General features: G+C 74.6%; 16 protein-coding genes. 11 read left to right on the top strand and 5 right to left on the bottom strand.

Annotated elements, in window-relative coordinates:
- Nucleotide 1: 1 nt before the first annotated feature.
- A complete protein-coding gene (locus tag DSM104329_RS17805) occupies nt 2-1,453 on the bottom strand; it encodes a phospholipase D-like domain-containing protein (RefSeq protein ID WP_259311196.1) in 1,452 nt (483 codons plus the stop codon).
- A gap of 44 nt (nt 1,454-1,497) precedes the next feature.
- Here DSM104329_RS17805 and alaS point away from each other — a divergent pair, with 44 nt between their 5' ends.
- The 4 genes from alaS to aroE all read left to right on the top strand — a co-directional run bounded on the left by alaS (nt 1,498) and on the right by aroE (nt 7,267).
- Nucleotides 1,498-4,134 carry an alanine--tRNA ligase gene (alaS, locus tag DSM104329_RS17800; protein WP_259311195.1) on the top strand — a complete coding sequence of 879 codons (2,637 nt, stop codon included), beginning with the start codon at nt 1,498-1,500 and terminating at the stop codon, nt 4,132-4,134.
- 14 nt (nt 4,135-4,148) lie between these two features.
- Nucleotides 4,149-4,562: a Holliday junction resolvase RuvX gene (ruvX, locus tag DSM104329_RS17795; RefSeq protein WP_259311194.1), complete on the top strand. Its 414-nt coding sequence runs from the start codon at nt 4,149-4,151 to the stop codon at nt 4,560-4,562.
- A gap of 154 nt (nt 4,563-4,716) precedes the next feature.
- Nucleotides 4,717-6,462 (top strand): endolytic transglycosylase MltG, encoded by a 1,746-nt coding sequence (mltG, locus tag DSM104329_RS17790; RefSeq protein WP_259311193.1) that lies wholly within the window; start codon nt 4,717-4,719, stop codon nt 6,460-6,462.
- Between the two features lie 19 nt (nt 6,463-6,481).
- Complete coding sequence (gene aroE, locus DSM104329_RS17785) at nt 6,482-7,267, top strand: shikimate dehydrogenase (protein WP_259311192.1); 786 nt, start codon at nt 6,482-6,484, stop codon at nt 7,265-7,267.
- Here the strand turns inward: aroE and DSM104329_RS17780 are convergent.
- The 4 genes from DSM104329_RS17780 to DSM104329_RS17765 are packed head-to-tail and all read right to left on the bottom strand — an operon-like array spanning nt 7,254 to nt 11,152.
- Nucleotides 7,254-8,417 carry a ribonuclease D gene (locus DSM104329_RS17780; RefSeq protein ID WP_259311191.1) on the bottom strand — a complete coding sequence of 388 codons (1,164 nt, stop codon included), beginning with the start codon at nt 8,415-8,417 and terminating at the stop codon, nt 7,254-7,256. The two genes, aroE and DSM104329_RS17780, sit on opposite strands and share 14 nt — an antisense overlap.
- Before the next feature lie 18 nt (nt 8,418-8,435).
- Nucleotides 8,436-8,789 (bottom strand): hypothetical protein, encoded by a 354-nt coding sequence (locus DSM104329_RS17775; RefSeq protein WP_259311190.1) that lies wholly within the window; start codon nt 8,787-8,789, stop codon nt 8,436-8,438.
- Entirely contained in the window at nt 8,786-9,673 is an 888-nt protein-coding gene (gluQRS, locus tag DSM104329_RS17770; protein ID WP_259311189.1) for a tRNA glutamyl-Q(34) synthetase GluQRS, read from the bottom strand. Before gluQRS ends, DSM104329_RS17775 begins: the two co-directional genes overlap by 4 nt.
- A gap of 30 nt (nt 9,674-9,703) precedes the next feature.
- Nucleotides 9,704-11,152, bottom strand: a complete 1,449-nt coding sequence (locus DSM104329_RS17765; protein ID WP_259311188.1) for an MFS transporter — start codon at nt 11,150-11,152, stop codon at nt 9,704-9,706.
- A gap of 246 nt (nt 11,153-11,398) precedes the next feature.
- On the opposite strand from DSM104329_RS17765, the gene DSM104329_RS17760 reads away from it, so the two are divergent.
- The 7 genes from DSM104329_RS17760 (at nt 11,399) to DSM104329_RS17730 (ending at nt 16,889) form a co-directional block, all read left to right on the top strand.
- Entirely contained in the window at nt 11,399-11,608 is a 210-nt protein-coding gene (locus DSM104329_RS17760; protein WP_259311187.1) for a YuiA family protein, read from the top strand.
- 4 nt (nt 11,609-11,612) lie between these two features.
- On the top strand, nt 11,613-12,776 hold the full coding sequence (gene aroC / locus DSM104329_RS17755; protein ID WP_259311186.1) for a chorismate synthase: 1,164 nt from the start codon (nt 11,613-11,615) through the stop codon (nt 12,774-12,776).
- The gene (locus DSM104329_RS17750; protein ID WP_259311185.1) at nt 12,764-14,293 is read left to right on the top strand and encodes a bifunctional shikimate kinase/3-dehydroquinate synthase; all 1,530 of its coding nucleotides are present in this window, start codon (nt 12,764-12,766) and stop codon (nt 14,291-14,293) included. Before aroC ends, DSM104329_RS17750 begins: the two co-directional genes overlap by 13 nt.
- Complete coding sequence (locus tag DSM104329_RS17745; protein ID WP_259311184.1) at nt 14,293-14,736, top strand: type II 3-dehydroquinate dehydratase; 444 nt, start codon at nt 14,293-14,295, stop codon at nt 14,734-14,736. Before DSM104329_RS17750 ends, DSM104329_RS17745 begins: the two co-directional genes overlap by 1 nt.
- A complete protein-coding gene (locus DSM104329_RS17740; RefSeq protein ID WP_259311183.1) occupies nt 14,733-15,809 on the top strand; it encodes a M24 family metallopeptidase in 1,077 nt (358 codons plus the stop codon). Before DSM104329_RS17745 ends, DSM104329_RS17740 begins: the two co-directional genes overlap by 4 nt.
- Nucleotides 15,802-16,488 carry a hypothetical protein gene (locus DSM104329_RS17735; RefSeq protein WP_259311182.1) on the top strand — a complete coding sequence of 229 codons (687 nt, stop codon included), beginning with the start codon at nt 15,802-15,804 and terminating at the stop codon, nt 16,486-16,488. The genes DSM104329_RS17740 and DSM104329_RS17735 overlap by 8 nt, the downstream gene beginning before the upstream one ends.
- An 89-nt stretch (nt 16,489-16,577) precedes the next feature.
- Complete coding sequence (locus DSM104329_RS17730) at nt 16,578-16,889, top strand: hypothetical protein (RefSeq protein WP_259311181.1); 312 nt, start codon at nt 16,578-16,580, stop codon at nt 16,887-16,889.
- Nucleotides 16,890-17,169 lie beyond the last annotated feature (280 nt).

The following is a 17,169-nucleotide window of genomic DNA, read 5'->3' as shown; positions in this document are numbered from 1 at the left end:
GTCACCCGTCGTCGGCCAGCGACTTCAGCGGCCCGCGGATGGTGCGGGCGCGGCGCGAGACGCCGGGAAGCTCGCAGAGGCGGTGCGTCGGCGGGGCGCCCGAGCGGCGCCGGGCCAGCTGCTCGGCCGCGACCGGCCGCCACAGCTCGTCGACCACCCGATGCGGCGGTCCGCCGACCGCCTCGACCGTCGTCTCGAGGTGCTCGGCCCACAGACGCAGCCGCGTGTCGCGCGCCAGCGCGGGATCGGTCGTCGCCACGTTGACCTCGGTGTCGTTGAACAGCGAGTGCTCGTTGAGGTTCGCGGAGCCGACCGTGAGCCAGCGGTCGTCGACGATGCCGACCTTCGCGTGGACGTACAGCGGGCTCGTGACCTGCCCGGTGCGCGACGAGATCGTGGTCGCCAGGAACCGGTGCGCCCCGTCGTCGGCGTCGGCGAGCACGCTGAGCTGCCCGCGCGTGTCGTCCTCGCCGTTGTTCGGCCGGGACGGCAGCAGGACGACCAGGCGGAACTCGTCGCTCGGCGGATGGGCGAGCTTGTCGCGCAGGATCGCGACGATCTCCGGCGACCACAGGAACTGGTTCTCGAGATAGACCACCGAGCGGGCGGCGCGCAGCGCGCGGGTGTAGGCCTCGAGGATCCCGAAGTCGCCGCGGGGCGCGAAGTCGTACACCCGCTCGGGGATGGTGCGCAGCACCTGCAGCTCGACGTCGCCGGCCGGACCGGGCGGCGGGCTCGGGACGGGCGCGGGCGTGCCGTCGACCTCGCCCCAGCGCGCCGCGAAGTGGCCGGCGACGTCTGCGACCGCGGGCCCGCGCAGGCACGTTCCGGCGTCGTGCCAGCCGAGTCCCGCCCGCACCCGGTGCTCCGGGGTGTCGAAGCGGTCGCCGGCCAGCGTCGTGAGGTCGATGCCGCCGGCGAACGCGACCTCGCCGTCGACGATGACGAGCTTCTCGTGGTGGCAGTGCATCGGCCGCTCGCGCGCGTCGAGCACGCACCGGATCCGGGTGCCGCGCACGAGCTCGTCGCGCGCCTCGCGCACCTGCGAGCGCGTCGGCTTGAACACCGGCAGCGGCGCCCCGGCCCACAGCAGGACGCGGACGTCCACGCGCTCGGCCAGCTCGCCGAGGACGTCGCGCAGGCGCCGGGCCCCGTCGTCACGGGTGAGGCCGAAGCGGGGGGTGACGTGCCAGCCCGCGACGTGGACGTGGGAACGCGCCCCCTCGAGGGCGGCGGCGATCCGCGGGAGGGCCTCGGATCCGTCGATGAGGACGTCCAGCGCGCATCCGGACCGGGGCGCCGCGGCGGCCGCCCACAGCGACCCGTCGCGCGGTGGGTCGAGCGCGGAGACCTGGCCGATGCGGGCCAGCCGCCGCCGGTGCTTGAGCCGCACCGTCCCCTCGATGCCGGCACCGGCCACATGGTCCAGCCGATCGACGAACGTGCGCGCCATGACCGCAGTGTTGCCCGCGGCCGCCGGGACCTAGACTCGGAGACGTGACGTCCGACGAGATCCGCGAGACCTTCCTGTCCTTCTTCGAGCAGCGCGGCCACCGCCGCCTGCCGTCCGCATCGCTCGTGCCCGCCGCGTTCGATCCCTCGGTGCTGCTGACCACCGCCGGCATGCACCCGCTCAAGCCGTACTTCCTCGGCCAGGAGGCGCCCCCGGCGCCGCGCCTGACGAGCTGCCAGAAGGTCTTCCGCACGCCGGACATCGACATCGTCGGCACGACCACGCGCCACCTCACGTTCTTCGAGATGCTCGGCAACTTCTCGATGGGCGACTACTTCAAGCAGGGCGCCGTCGAGTTCGCGTGGGACCTCTCCCTCAACGGCTTCGGCTTCGACCCCGAGCAGATCTGGATCACCGTCTTCGAGGGCGACGACGAGCTCGGCCTCGGGCCTGACGAGGAGGCCATCTCCGCGTGGGAGGCGGTCGGCGTACCGCGTGAGCGCATCGTGCTGTGCCCGCGCTCGGAGAACTTCTGGCAGGCCGGCCCGATCGGCCCGTGCGGCCCGTGCTCGGAGCTGTACTACGACCGCGGCCTGGACTGGGGCGCGCCCGACGACCTTCCGGGCGGCGAGAACGAGCGCTTCCTGGAGTACTGGAACCTCGTGTTCATGCAGTTCAACCAGGACCCGGTCAACGACCTGACGCCGCTGCCGGCGCAGAACATCGACACCGGGCTGGGCCTCAACCGCATGGCGGTCATCCAGCAGGGGACCGACACGGTCTTCGAGACCGACCAGTTCCTGCCGCTCGTCCAGCTCGGCGAGGAGCTGTCGGGCCGGACGTACGGCGAGTCCTTCGAGGTCGATCGCGCGCTGCGCATCCTCGCCGACCACACGCGCGGCATGACGTTCCTCGTGGCCGACGGCGTCGTGCCGTCCAACGAGGACCGCGGCTACGTGCTGCGCCGCATCATGCGCCGGGCGATCCAGCAGGGCCGCAGCCTCGGCATCGAGGGCACGTTCCTGCCGCGGTTCTCCGAACGCGTCACCGAGCTGATGGGCGCGGCGTACCCCGAGCTGCACGAGCAGCGCGAGTCCATCGACAAGTGGCTGCGCGCGGAGGAGGAGTCGTTCGGCCGTACGCTCGAGCAGGGCACGCGGATGCTCTCGGACATCGTCGCGCGGGCGCGCGAGAACGGCGAGGAGGGCGTTGGCGCCGACGACCTCTTCCGGCTGCACGACACGTTCGGCTTCCCGTTCGACCTCTCGCGCGAGCTGCTCGCCCAGGAGGGCCTCGGCTCCGACGAGGAGGGCTTCGAGACGCTCATGGCCGAGCAGCGCGAGCGCTCGCGCTCCGGGTCGGGCGGCAAGCGCCCCGGGGGGCTCGCGGGCTTCGAGTCGCTGTTCGGCACGGGCGCATCGCTCGCGCCCACCCGCTTCACCGGCTACGACACGCTCGAGCAGGGCACCGAGGTCACCCGGGTCGGCTCCGAGAACGGCCACGTCGCGGTGAAGCTCGCCGAGTCGCCCTTCTACGCGGCGGGCGGCGGGCAGATCAGCGACGCGGGCGTCATCGAGTGCGCCGACGGGGACTGCCGCGCGCGGGTGGTCGACGTGGTGCGCATCGGCGACGACCAGGCGGTGCTGGTCGAGCCCGAGCGCGGGCAGCTGCGTCCCGGCGAGCGGGTCTACGCGCGCGTCGACCGCGACACGCGGCTGGCGACGATGGCCAACCACACCGCGACCCACCTGCTCCACGCCGCGCTGCGCCGGAGCCTCGGCGGCCACGTCCGCCAGGCCGGCTCCTACGTCGGCCCGGACAAGCTGCGCTTCGACTTCACCCACGGCTCGGCGCTGAGCCCGGACGAGCTGCACGCCGTCGAGGACCAGGTGAACGCGTGGATCGTGCAGAACTGGCCGGTCCAGTGGCGCGAGACGACGCTCGACGAGGCCAAGGCGAAGGGCGCGATGGCGCTGTTCGGCGAGAAGTACGGCGACGTCGTGCGGATGGTCGAGGTCGGCGACGGGTCGTTCTCGCGCGAGCTGTGCGGCGGCACGCACGTGCGCTCGACCGCCGAGATCGGCGCGTTCAGGGTGACGGCGGAGACCTCCTCGGCCGCGAACGTGCGGCGCATCGAGGCCGTGACCGGACGGGATGCGATCGCGCTGCTGCGCCGCCACGACGCGTACCTGCGCGACGTCGCGTCGATGCTGCGCACCCGTCCCGACGACGTCCCGGCGAAGCTGGCCGACCTGCAGGCGAAGGCGAAGGCGGCGGCGAAGGGCGGGGCGCCCTCGGCGGGCGCGGGCGTGGACGTCGAGGCGCTGCTCGGCGAGGCGGAGGCGGTCGACGGCGCGCGGGTGCTCACCGCGCGGGTGGAGGCGGCCGACAACAAGGCGCTGCTCCACGTGCTCGATCGCGTCAAGCCGAAGCTCGGCGACGCGGCGGTCGTGCTCGGCGCGGCGGCCGACGGCAAAGTCATGTTCGTGGCTTCGGTCGCGCCGGCGCTCGTGGAGCGCGGCGTGAAGGCCGGCGAGATCGTGCGCCTGGCCGCGGAGGTGACCGGCGGTGGCGGGGGCGGGCGCGACACGATGGCGCAGGCCGGCGGCCGCGATCCGGGCAAGCTCGACGAGGCGCTCGGGGTCGCCCGCGAGGCGATCGAGCGGCGGCTCGGCGGCTGAGGCCACCCGGCTCGGTGCGCGTCCTCGCGCTCGACTACGGCTCGGCGCGGTGCGGCGTGGCGGTGAGCGACCCGACGGGCACGCTGGCCACGCCGCTCGAGGCAGTCACCCGCGCCGCGACGCGCCGGGGCCTCGACCGCATCGCGACCGTCGTGCGCGAGACCGACGCCCAACGCGTGGTGGTCGGGCTTCCCCTGTCGCTGTCGGGCGGCGACTCCGCGCAGACCGCCGAGGCACGCGCGTTCGCGGAGCGCCTGGAGCGCCGCCTGGGGGCCGAGGTGCCGGTCGAGCTGTACGACGAGCGCTTCACGACGCGCATCGCGCAGCGGTCCGGATCGTCGCGTTCGTCTGAGGACTCCCGGGCCGCCGCGGTGCTGCTCGAGGACTGGCTGGCGGCGCACGGTCCTGGCGATCATCCAGCTGACTGATCCCGCGACCGTCGCACTCGGCCGCACGCGCTGCGCGGCGCACGGCAACCACGGTGCCCACATCCGAGCACGACGGCCATAGGACCAATCATCTAGCCTGACCCATCCGCGCGGGTCACCGATCCGCCGCTCCGCGCGCGACGCTGTCGCTGTCATGCCTCTGTTTCGCCGATCCGATTCCTCAGGAGAACGCACGCCCGCTGAGCGGGAGTATGCGCGGCGCCTGCGCGAGGCGCGACGGCTCGGGCTGCCCGATCCGCCGCGGCCGGACGAGATGGAGGTCGAGGACGAGGCGCCGCCGTACCTGCCGTCACAGCCGGTCGATCAGGAGGGCACGCACCCGGTCGAGTCGGTGGCGGAGCTCGAGAGCGAGTGGGAGGAGCCGCCCGCCGAGGAGGCGTGGGTCGAGTACCCGCCGGCCGCCGACGAGTTGCCGCCCGAGGAGCCGCCGCCCGCCGAGGAGGCGTGGGTCGAGTACCCGCCGGCCGCCGAGGAGCCGCCGACCGCCGTGCAGCCGCCGCTCGTCGAGCCCGAGCCGCCCGCCGAGCCCGAGCCGCCGTTCGAGCCCGCGACGGAGGCGGCCGAGCCGCCGGCGCCCGACCCCGACCCCGACCCGGTCACGCCCACCGAGCCGGAGCCGCCCGCCGACCCCGTCACCGCCGAGCACCGCGCAGAGGCCGTCACGACGCCGCCCCCGGCCTTGGATCCGCCCATCGCCGACGTCGACCGCACGGCGCCGCCGATGCCCGCCAGGTCGTCGGCGCGCCCGCTCCCGACGCCGCCCCGCCGCCGGTACACCCCGCCCGACCCGCGGCGCAGCCCGGCGACCGGCCCCGCCCGCCGGTCCGGTCGGCGGTGGATCAAGCGCATCTTCGCCGTCCTCGCCCTGCTGGCGGTCGCCTTCGTCCTGTGGTTCATCTTCAGCCTCTTCCAGCCCTTCAAGGGCGACGGCGACGGGACCGTCGTCGTGAACGTCCCGCGCGGCGCGACGTCCCGCGAGGTCGGTGACCTGCTCGCCGACCGCGGCGTCGTCTCGTCGGGCTTCTTCTTCGACCTGCGCGCGCAGGTCGCCGGCAAACGCGACGACCTCAAGGCCGGCCGCTTCGAGCTCGCCCACGACATGAGCTACGGCGCCGCGATCGACAAGCTCACGCAGAACCCCGTCGCGCCGCCCACGATCAACGTGACGATCCCCGAGGGCCTCTCGCGCAAGGAGACCGCGCCGCTCGCCAAGAAGGCCGGCGTCTCCGGCAGCTACCTCGCGGCCTCCGACAAGCACGCCGGCTTCAGCCCGCGCTCCTACGGCGCGCCGCGGTCGACGAAGACGCTCGAGGGCTTCCTGTTCCCCGCGACCTACGAGATGGGGGAGAAGCAGGCCACCGCGGGCCGCCTCGTCGGCCTGCAGCTGGACGCCTTCAAGCGCAACTTCGACGAGATCTCGATGACGAAGGCCAAGCGCAGGAACCTGACGCCCTACGACGTGCTGATCATCGCCTCGATGATCGAGCGCGAGGCCCAGGTCGCCAAGGAGCGCGAGCTGATCTCCGCGGTCATCTACAACCGCCTGAAGCAGGGCATCCCGCTCGGCATCGACGCCACGACCCGCTACGAGCTGGGCCAGTGGAGCCGCCCGCTGCGCGTCTCGGAGCTGCAGAAGGACACGCCCTACAACACGCGCACCCGGCGCGGGCTGCCGCCGACGCCCATCGGCAACCCGGGCCTCGCGTCGATGAAGGCCGCCGCCGACCCGGCGAGCGCGAAGTACATCTACTACGTCGTCAAGCCGGGCACGTGCGGCGAGCACGCGTTCTCGTCGACCAACGCGCAGTTCCAGCGCGACGTCCAGCGCTACGAGCAGGCGCGGGCGAAGAACGGCGGCAAGTCGCCCGACACCTGCTGACCGTGGGGCGCGCAGGCTGATGCCGCTGCTCGGCGTCCTCGGCTGGCCGGTGCGCCACAGCCGCTCGCCTGCCATGCACAACGCGGCCCTCGCCGCGCTCGGCCTCGCCGGCTGGCGCTACCAGCTGCTGCCCGTCCCGCCGGAGCTCTTCGAGCGGGCCGTCCGCGCCCTGCCGGGGGCCGGGTTTGCCGGGGCGAACGTGACCGTGCCCCACAAGGAGGCCGCGCTCGCGCTCGCCACGGACGCCACGCCCGCCGCCCAGGCGATCGGCGCGGCGAACACCCTGACCTTCCACGACGATGGCCGCATCGAGGCCGGCAACACCGACGCGCCCGGCCTGCTCGCGTCGCTGCCCGAGCCGGCGGAGGGCCGCACCGCCCTCGTCCTCGGCGCCGGCGGCAGCGCCCGCGCCGCCGCCTGGGCGCTGCGCGAGGCGGGCGCCGCCGGCGTCGCGGTGCTCAACCGGACGCGCGAGCGCGCCGACCGCCTGGCCGTCGACCTCGGCATCCGCGTGGTAACGGAGGCCGAGCCCGCGGACATCCTCGTCAACTGCACGACGGTCGGCCTGCACGACGAGCGCGCCGCCCCGGTGGACCTCGACGAGCTGCACCGGTTCGGCACGATCGTCGACCTCGTCTACCGCGAAGGCGGCACCACGCTCGTCCGCGCCGCCCGCGCCCAGGGCCACCCGACGGTCGACGGACTGGAGATCCTCGTCGGGCAGGGCGCGCTGTCGCTCGAGCGCTGGACGGGCCGCACGGCCCCGCTCGAGGTCATGCGAGCCGCCGCGCTCAGCGCTCGGTGACGCGGACCTTCAGATCGCTGTCGATCGCCAGCGCGCGCTCGCCGCGCAGCAGCGCGAGCAGCTCGTCGCCGACGAGCTCGCGCCGCCAGCCGTGTAGCGTGCGGACGTCCGCGTCGGCGCCCTCGCGCAGGCCGGCGAGGATGGCCTGCAGGTCGGCTCGCGACGCGACGAGCTCGTAGGCGAGGTCGGAGTCGGCGACGCGGGTGCGCACGAGCGCCTCCGACAGCGCGATGAGCGGGGCGTCGCCCGGGTGCGGCGCGGGACGGCGCTCGCCCTCGAACGGGATCGGCTCGCGGTCGCGGCCGCGCGCGACCGCCTCGAGGATGTCGTCCCCGCGCCGGCGCAGGTTGCCGGGGTTGATGCCGCGGATGTTCTCGAGCGCCTTGCGCGAGTCCGGCTTGCGCTTGGCGATCTCGACCAGAGCGGCGTCGGCGAGGACGCTCTGCACCGTCCGATCCTGCGTGGCGGCCAGCGACTCCCGCCACTCGACGAGCTCGCGCGCCACGGCGCGCGACCGGGCGTCGAGCCCGGCGATGCGCGGCAGCCGGTCGAAGATCGCGTCGAGGTCGCGCTCGTCGGAGACCGTCTCGAGGAACCGGCATTCCTCGCGTGCCCACTCGAGCCGGCCGCGCTCGCGCAGCCGGTCCTGGAGCGCGTCGGCGAGCTGGAAGAGGTGCTCGACGTCCTCGCGGGCGTACGCGACCTGCTCGGCGCTCAGCGGCCGGCGGTCCCACTTCGTGTAGCTCGCCGACTTCGGCAGCCGGATGCCGAGCACGTCGCCGAGCAGCGACTCGTAGCCCGCCTGGGCGCGCAGGCCCGCGAAGCCCGCCGCGACCTGCGTGTCGAAGAGGCTCGTGATCTCCGTGCGCCAGACGCGGCGCAGCAGCGCGACGTCCTGGCGCGCGGCGTGCATGACGACCTCGACGTCCGGATCGGCGAGCACCGCGGCCAGCGGCGCGGGGTCGACGTCGTCGTCGAGCGGGTCGATCACCTCGATGCGCACCCCGTCGGCGGCCGGGACGGCGACCTGCACGAGGCACAGCAGCGTGCGGTAGCGGCCCTCGCCCATGAACTCGGTGTCGATCGCCAGGCGCCCGCTCGCGCGCGACTGATCGGCGAGCTCGGAGAGGGCGAAGGTGGGCAGGGGCAACGTGGCGATGGCGGGAAATCAATCACGCGGGCGCCGCGCGCGCGGCGCGGTGCGCGCATCGCGGTGCGGCGACCCCGGCTTCGCCGGTCCGTTGCCGCCGTCCCCGGACGGGTCCGCCGGCTGCTTCGGGGCCTGATCGGGCCAGTGGCCGTGGCGGTCGAAGTAGTCGCGCGCCTCGAGCTCGGCGTCGCGCTCCGCGTCGCCCTTGACGCCGATGCGGAACAGGACGTTGAGCAGCCAGATCGACAGCCCCGCGCCGATGATCCCCGCCGCTCCCTCGGCGGTGTCGACGGACGGGTCGATGAGCCAGAGGATCACGCCGGCGGCGACGACGATCGCCGGCAGCCACGTTCGCGTGAACTTCAGGATCACCGCAGCACCGCCTCGCCGGTCCACACCGCCGGATCGCGCGCCAGCGCGGCCGGGTCGAACGCGGTGAGCGCCTCGTCGAGGTCCCCGGGCAGGCCGGCCGACTCGAGCAGGCGGGCGCGCACCTCGGCGACGCTCTCGCCGATCGCGCGGCGGTCCGCCAGCGTCACGGCGCCGTGCCGCTTGGCCAGCCGCGTGCCGTCGGCGGCGAGCACGAGCGGCACGTGGGCGTAGGAGCAGCGGGGCAGGCCGAGCGCATCGGCGACGAAGATCTGGGCGGGCGTCGCGCCGATCAGGTCGGCGCCGCGAACGACCTCGCCGACGCCCTGGCCGGCATCGTCGACCACGACCGCGAGGTTGTATGCGGCGGTCCCGTCGTTGCGGCGCACCACGACGTCGTCGACCACCCCCTCGTACTGCCCCATCACCCGGTCCTCGAACGCAACGCGCGCCCCGCCCGCCCGGAGGCGCAGCGCCGGAGGCCGTCCCTGCGCCTGGCGCTCGGCGCGCTGCGCGGCGGTCAGCTCGCGGCAGGTGCCCGGGTAGTGGCCGGGCATCCCGTGCGGGGCCGACGCCGCATCGCGGATCTCGGCCCGCGTGCAGAAGCACGGGTAGGTGTCGAGGCGCCCGATCGCCGCCGCGTACAGGGCGCCGCGCTCGGACTGGCGCACGACCTCGCCGTCCCAGTCCAGGCCGATCGCGGCGAGGTCCTCGAGCTGGCCGCGCTCGTGCTCGGGCCGCGAACGGCCGCGGTCGAGGTCCTCGACGCGCACGACGAACCGGGCGCCGGCCGAGCGCGCGAACAGCCAGGCCAGCAGCGCCGTGCGCAGGTTGCCCACGTGCAGCGGCCCGGAGGGCGAGGGGGCGTAGCGGCCGTCATGTCCCACCCCTCACAGGCTAGGCCCGCCCCCGGCCCCCTACGCGGCCATCGGCTGCGGCTCGCCCTCCGGCTCGGCGGCCGCGCGCGGCGGGCGGACGAACAGCGCCGCGAGCACCGCGCCGGCCAGGGCGAAGCCGGCGCCCACGAGGAACGCGAGCTGGAAGCCCTCGACCGTCGCCGCGGCCTGCGCGGCACCGTCCGACAGCGCGTTCGTCGTCCGCTCTGCGGCCAGCGTCGCCAGCACCGCCAGCCCGAGCGCGCCGCCCACCTGCTGGGAGGTGTTCAGCAGTCCGGAGGCCAGCCCCGACTCGTGCGCCGCCACGCCGCCCGTCGCGGCCATCGTGCCGGACACGAAGAACAGGCCGATGCCCATCGCCACGAGGAGCGACGGGAACAGCACGTCGCCCAGGTACGTGCCGTCCGCGGAGATCTGCGAGAACCAGAGCAGGCCGCCGGCGGCGAGCACGAACCCCGTCGTGAGGGTGGCCCGCACGCCGATCCTCGCCACGACCGTCGAGGCGAGCCCGGCGGTCACGAAGATCGTCACCGCGAGCGGCAGGTACTGAAAGCCCGTGCGCATCGCCGACGCGCCGAGGACCTGCTGCATGTAGAGCGACAGGAAGTAGAACATCGCCATCAGCGCGGCCACGGCGAGCATCGCCGTGCCGTTCGCCGCCGCCAGGGTGCGGTTGCGCAGGATCCCCAGGCGCACGAGCGGATGGCGCGCCGTCGTCTCGCGCACGACGAACGCGACGAGCAGGACGAGCGCCGCGGCGAAGCCGATGAGCGTGCGCGCCGACCCCCAGCCGTGCTCGGTCGTGTTGACCAGCGTGAAGATCAGCAGCGCGAGGCCGCCCGTGGCGGTCACCGCACCGGCGACGTCGAAGCCCTCGCGGTCGCTCTCGGCACGCGACTCGGCCAGCAGCGCGGGCGCCGAGAACAGGATCGCCGCCGCGACGGGGACGTTGATGAAGAAGACCCACTCCCAGCCGACCGCGTCCGTCAGCACGCCGCCGAGCAGCGAGCCGACCGCGCCGCCGGCGCCGGCGACGGCGCCCCAGACGCTCAGCGCCTTGTTGCGCTCGGTGCCCTCGGCGAACGTCGTCATGACGATCGAGAGCGCGGCGGGGGAGATGATCGCGCCGCCGAGGCCCTGCACCGCGCGGGCGGCGATGAGCATGCCCTCCGACTGCGAGAGGCCGGCGACCAGGGAGGCAACGGCGAACAGGCCGATGCCGGCCATGAAGACGCGGCGGCGGCCGAAGAGGTCGGCGGCGCGGCCGCCCAGGAGCAGGAAGCCGCCGAACGTCAGCGTGTAGGCGTTGACGACCCACTGCAGGTTGGCGGGCGAGAAGTCGAGGTCCTGCTGGATGTGGGGCAGCGCGACGTTGACGACGGTCGCGTCGAGCACCACGAGGAACTGCGCGCCCGCCAGCAGCACGAGGGCGAGCCAGCGGCGGTCACGCGCGGTGGTTGCGGATGTCACTTGTTGCTGCCTTTCGAGGAGCTAAACGCTTGAGGTAGTCAACGTTTCACACGTGCCGCGAACCGTCAACCGGGGCCAACCGGCCGCCCGCGGTGCGGATAACCGCACTCTCCGCCCAATGCCGCGCGACAGCGGCGGCGGAGGGCTCGGGGGCGGCCGTCGGCGGTGCCCGCAGGCGCGGCGGCGGTACCGCGGCGAGGGCCGATACGCGCGCCGGGACGCGACCAAGGTACTCTCGCCGCGGCCATGGCGACCATCGACCCACCCACCAGCGTGCCCTGCTCCGCCTGCCGCGGGACGGGCAAGGTGATCTCCCGCCTGGGCGGCACGCCCACCGAGATCGTCTGCCCCTGGTGCGAGGGCGGCGGCCGGCGCCTCGGTCCGGAGCACAACGCCCAGGCCGTCCACCACGGCTCCGGGCGCGGCGACGACGACCCGCCCGATCAGGCCGCGTGACCGCATGGGCACGCTGCGCCTCATCACGGCCGGCGAGTCGCACGGTCCGGGACTGACGACGATCGTCGAAGGGCTCCCCGCCGGGCTCGAGCTCGACCGCGACGTCCTCAACGCGGACATGGCGCGGCGCCAGCTCGGCCACGGCCGCGGCGGGCGCATGAAGATCGAGAAGGACGCCGCCGAGGTGACCGCGGGCGTTCGTCACGGGCGCACGATGGGTGGGCCGGTCGCGCTGCAGGTGGTCAACCGCGACTACGCCAACTGGGAGGAGCGGATGAACCCGTGGCCGGTCGAGGCGGAGGTGGGCGAGGTCCATCTCCCGCGGCCCGGCCACGCCGACCTCGTCGGCGTCTGGAAGTTCGGCCACACCGACGTGCGCAACGTGCTCGAACGGGCCAGCGCCCGCGAGACGGCGGCCCGAGTCGCCGGCGGGGGGCTGGCGAAGGCGTTCCTGCGCGCGCTCGGCGTCCAGGTGCTCAGCCACGTCGTGCAGGTCGGGCCGATCCGCTCGCCCGCGCGGCCCGTGCGTCCCGAGGACTTCGCCGGCGTCGACGACGACCCGGTCCGCTGCCTGGACGCCGAGGCGTCGCGCGCGATGGTGGCCCACATCAACCAACAGCGCAAGGCCAACGAGTCGATCGGCGGGATCTTCGAGGTCCGCGCGTTCGGCGCCACGCCGGGGCTCGGCTCGTCGGTCTCCTGGGAGGAGCGCCTCGACGGCCGCCTCGCGCAGGCCGTCTGCTCGATCCAGGCCTGCAAGGGCGTCGCGTTCGGCGACGGCTTCGACCTGCCGGCCGCACCGGGCTCGGAGGCTCACGACGAGATCTTCTACAGCGAGGATCGCGGCTACTTCCGCGAGACGAACCGCGCCGGAGGGCTCGAGGGCGGGATGACGACGGGCGAGCCGCTCATCATCCAGGGCGCGCTGAAGCCGATCCCGACGCTGACCAAGCCGCTGCGCTCGGTCGACATCTCCACGCGCGAGCCGGCCCAGGCGCTGCGCGAGCGCACCGACTCGTCGGTCGTGCCCGCGGGCGGCGTCGTCGCCGAGGCGATGGTGGCGTTCGTGCTCGCCGACGCGTACCGGCGCAAGTTCGGCGGCGACCACATCGATGACGTCCGCGAGGCCGTCCGCGCCTACGAGGAGCGCATCGGGTGGCGGCGGTAGCACCCGACCGCGCGCTCGTCTTCATCGGCTTCATGGGGGCGGGCAAGTCCGCCGCAGCCCGCGAGGCGGCGGCCTCGGTCGGCGTGCGCGCCCTCGACACCGACCGCATGCTCGAGGAGCGGCTCGGCTGCACCGTCCAGGAGGCGTTCGACCGCTTCGGCGAGGCGGGCTTCCGCGAGCACGAGCAGCGCCTGTGCGTCGAGCTGCTCGAGCGCGCGCGGGCGGGCGACGTGATCTCCCTCGGCGGCGGCGCCGTGCTCAGCGAGGCGACGCGCGCGGCGCTGGCCCGCCACACCGCGGTGCTCATCGACGTGGACGTCGAGACGGCGTGGTCGCGGGCGTCGGGTCGCGGCCGGCCGCTGGCCCGCGACCGGGCCGCCTTCGAGCGGCTCTACGCGACGCGCGAGTCGCTGTACCTGGCGCTGGCCGACGCGATCCTGCCGGGGCGCGAGCGCGGCACCGCTCGCCGCGCGACGCCGTGGCTGCTCGAGCTCGGCGAGGGCGTCCGGCTGCTGTGGGCGACCGCGCGATCGGCGAGCTACCCCGTGCTCATCGGCCGTCGCGCGCTCGAGGTGCGGCCGTGGCCGGCGCGCGGGCGCCGGTTCGTCATCAGCGACGAGACGGTCGGCGGGCGCCACGGGGCGCGGATCGGCTCGCCGGCGGCACGCCTGACGATGGCGCCCGGGGAGGAGCACAAGACGCTCGCGACGTTCGAACGCCTGCAGCGCGAGCTGACGCGGGCGGGCGCGGGGCGCGGCGACCACGTCGTCGCGCTCGGCGGCGGCGTCGTCGGTGACGTGGCGGGGTTCTGCGCCGCGACGTACCAGCGCGGCATCCCGGTCGTCCAGGTCCCGACGACGCTCGTCGCGCAGGTCGACTCGGCCTACGGCGGCAAGACCGGCGTCGACCTTCCGGAGGGCAAGAACTACGTGGGCGCCTACCACCAGCCGGCGGGCGTGCTCGTCGACGTCGGGCTGTTGGAGACGCTTCCGGAGGCCGAGCTCGCCGCCGGCCGCGCCGAGGTCGTCAAGACCGCGCTCATCGCCGGCGGACGGCTGTGGGAGCGCGTCGCCGCCGGGCACTTCGACGACGAGGAGACCGTGCTCGACTGCGCGCGGACCAAGCTCGCCGTGGTCGCCGCCGACGAGCGCGACGGCGGCCGGCGCCAGATCCTCAACCTCGGGCACACGATCGGCCACGCGCTGGAGACCGCCACCGGCTACGGGACGCTGCGCCACGGCGAGGCGGTGGGGCTCGGCCTGCTCGCCGCGCTGCGGCTGTCGGGCCTCGGCGACCTGCGCGGGCAGGTGCGCGAGCTGCTCTTGCGGGCCGGCCTGCCGGTGGCGCTTCCCGCCGGCGTCGATCGCGTGGCCGTGCTGGAGGTCATGCAGCGCGACAAGAAGCGGGTCGGCGACACGGTCCCGTTCGTGCTGGTGCGCGGGCCCGGCGACGTGCGCCACGGCCAGGTCGTCGAGCCGGACGTGGTCCGCGCGGCCGTGGAAGAGTTGGCCGTCTGATGCCGCGCAACCGCGTCGAGATCATGCACGGCGTCAACCTCGATCAGCTCGGCCGCCGCGATCCCGGCCACTACGGCTCCCTCACGCTGGCGCAGCTCGAGCGGGCGATCGGCGACTTCGGGCACGCGCTCGGGCTGACCACCCGCTTCTTCCAGACCAACCACGAGGGCCGGTTCGTGGAGCACCTGCACACCCTGGACGGCGTCGCCGACGCGATCGTCCTGAACCCCGGCGCGTGGACCCACTACGCGTGGGCGATCCGCGACGCACTGGAGATCGCGGCGCTGCCGGCCGTGGAGGTGCATCTTTCCGATGTGGCGAGCCGAGAGGAGTGGCGTCAGGTGTCCGTGATCCGGGATCTCTGTGTCGAGACGGTCAGCGGCCAGGGGGTCGACGGCTACCGGGTCGCCCTGGAGCGCATCCGGCGGGAGCTCAGCGCATGAGCGCGGACCGGGCCGACCGGCTCGAGGCGCGCGCGACCGAGCGCGAGCTCGACGCGCTGCTCGTCACCGAGCTCGTCAACGTGCGCTGGCTGACCGGGTTCACCGGCTCCAACGCGGCGGCGATCGTCGCCCCGGGGCTGCGGCGGTTCCTCACCGACTTCCGCTACCTGACCCAGTCCGCCGAGCAGGTGGCGGAGGCCTTCGAGCGCGAGATCGCGCCGGCCGACCTCCTGGCGGCGCTGGCCCGGCTGGTGCCGGAGCAGGCGCGGCGGATCGGCTTCGACGACGCGACGCTCAGCGTCCGCTCGCACGAGCGGCTGCGCGAGATGCTGCCCGACGAGGTGGAGCTCGTCGCCGCCGGCGGCCTGGTCGAGGAGCTGCGCGCCATCAAGGACGAGGGCGAGATCGACAAGATCCGCGCGGCGGCGCGGCTGGCCGACGAGGCGCTGACGGCGGTCGTGGCGCGCGGTCTCGCGGGGCGCACGGAGCGCGACGTGGCGCTCGACCTCGAGTTCGAGCAGCGCCGCCGGGGCGCCGAGGGCGTCAGCTTCCCGCCGATCGTCGCGGCGGCCGCCCACGGCGCTCTGCCGCACGCCGTGCCGCGCGACGTCGAGATCCCGCGGGGCACGCTTGTCGTCATCGACTGGGGCTGCAGGCTCGACGGCTACTGCTCGGACTGCACGCGCACGTTCGCCACCGGCGAGCTCGATCCGCGCGACCGCGAGGTCTACGACCTGGTGCTCGACGCGCAGATGGCGGCGCTGGCCGCCGTGCGGCCCGGTCCGACGGGACGCGAGGTCGACGCGGTCGCCCGGGAGATCATCACGGCGGCGGGGCACGGCGAGCACTTCGGCCACGGGCTCGGGCACGGCGTCGGGCTCGACATCCACGAGGCGCCGCGGCTGTCGACGACGAGCGAGGCGACCCTCGCCGCCGGGCAGATCGTCACGGTCGAGCCGGGCGTGTACATCCCCGGCGCGGTGGGGGTGCGCATCGAGGACCTCGTCGTCGTGCGCGAGGACGGCCACGAGGTGCTGAGCACGCTGACGAAGGAGCTGACGACCGTTGGCTGAGACGGTGGTGCTGCCGGCGCGGTTCAACGGCCCGCCCGCGTCGGCGAACGGCGGCTACACCGCCGGACGCGTGGCGGCGCTCGCCGGCGACGGCCCGGTCGAGGTGACGCTGCTGCGCCCGCCGCCCCTGGATCGCGAGCTGCGCGTGGAGCGCCACGCCGATGGGTCGGTCCGGCTGCTCGACGGCGATGACGTCGTCGCGTCGGGGCGCCCGCTCGAGGCGCTGGAGATCGACGTTCCTGCCGTGGTGGACGTGGCCGCGGCGCACGCGGCGGGGGCGGCGACGCCGCTGGCCCACGAGCATCCGTTTCCGACCTGCTTCGGCTGCGGGCCCATGCGCGGCGACGACGGGCTGCACTGCCTGTGCGGCCCGGTCGCCGGCCGCGAAGGGATCTGGGCGGTCGGCTGGACACCCGGCCAGTCGTCGCGCGAGCTCGTCTGGGCGGCGCTCGACTGCCCGAGCAGCGCGCCGGTCTCCGAGCCGGGCGGTGCGCCGCACCTGCTCGGGCGGATCGCGGCCCGGGTGGACCGGCTGCCCCTGGCGGGCGTGCCGCACGCCGTGATGAGCTGGACGCGCTCGCTCGACGGGCGCAAGAAGCACACGGGCTCCGCGCTGGTGGACGGGGACGGCGGCGTGCTCGCCATCGCCCACGCGACCTGGATCGAGCTTCGCAGCTGAGCGATCCCGCCCGCGGTCACTGGCTCAAGGCGGTCGGCCACGCGCGCGGCCCGCTGCCCGACCGCTGGCTGGAGGAGGGCCGGCTGGCCGTGCTGACGCGGGCCGGCTTCCCCCGGCGTCCGCGGATCGTCCCGGGCGACCGGCTGGTCCTGTACGCGTCGGTATGGCGGCGGATCTTCGGGGTGGTCGAGGCCGTCGGCGAGCCCGAGGTGGTCGACCATCCGCGGTGGCCCTGGGCGATCGCGGTCGAGCCGCTGCTCGTGGTGCCCCGGCTCTCGGATGCCCCGCCGGTGCAGGGGGCCGGCGTGGCGCCGCGCTCGATGAGCCAGCAGTCGCATGTCTCGATCACCGCGTCGCAATACGAGCGCGCGGTCGAGGTGCTCGGCTCGGTCGCGCGGTGATCCGGAGGAGCGCCGCTGCGACATCGATGGCGTCGGGGGCGCAGCGAGCAAGGGAGAGAGCGATGGCGCAGCCGGGCGACGTGCTGGAGGTGCCCCGCCTGGGGCTGACGATCGAGTCCCGCACCACGACCGCGCAGACCGGCGGCGAGCGACTCGGTGCTCACGCCGGCGGGCGTCGCGCATCGCCACGTGGCGCAGGACGGCCTGGAGCCGTACGCGCAGCGGCGGGCGCGCGCCGGTCAGGAGTCTGTTGATCTCTCTCGCGCGGCGGGGAGGTTCA

The organism is Capillimicrobium parvum (assembly GCF_021172045.1).
In the GTDB taxonomy this organism is placed as follows: domain Bacteria; phylum Actinomycetota; class Thermoleophilia; order Solirubrobacterales; family Solirubrobacteraceae; genus Capillimicrobium; species Capillimicrobium parvum.
This window is presented reverse-complemented; position numbering and strand designations above follow the sequence as displayed.